The sequence below is a fragment of the Achromobacter sp. SIMBA_011 genome, from assembly GCF_046535435.1.
Classification (GTDB): Bacteria; Pseudomonadota; Gammaproteobacteria; order Burkholderiales; family Burkholderiaceae_B; genus Achromobacter; species Achromobacter dolens.
The window spans coordinates 1-259 of record NZ_JAWRWN010000728.1 but is presented as its reverse complement, the minus strand read 5'-3'; the positions used below and the strand labels follow the sequence as shown (position 1 = coordinate 259).

General features: G+C 62.5%; 1 protein-coding gene. It reads right to left on the bottom strand.

What is annotated here, in order from left to right; translation table 11 throughout:
• Positions 1 to 8: 8 nt before the first annotated feature.
• Positions 9 to 259 (bottom strand): helix-turn-helix domain-containing protein (locus SB816_RS32880; protein WP_410548366.1); only part of this gene is annotated, 251 nt, incomplete at its 5' end.

The following is a 259-nucleotide window of genomic DNA, read 5'->3' as shown; positions in this document are numbered from 1 at the left end:
CCCCAAACCTAGCCACCCATCTCTTCGAAATCAGAAAAAGCAGCGCTGCGCTGCCGCGCCGCCTGCCGATAAGCCCGGGGTGAACTGCCCAGCATTCGCCGGAACATGGTGGTGAAAGCCGGAATGTTTTCATAACCGGCGTCGAGCGCCACATTCGTCACCGCCTCCCCCGCAGCAAGTCTCGGCAGCGATGCGAAAATGCAGGCCTGCTGGCGCCAGGTGACGAAGCTCAGCCCGAGTTCCTTGCGGAAGAGCCGCG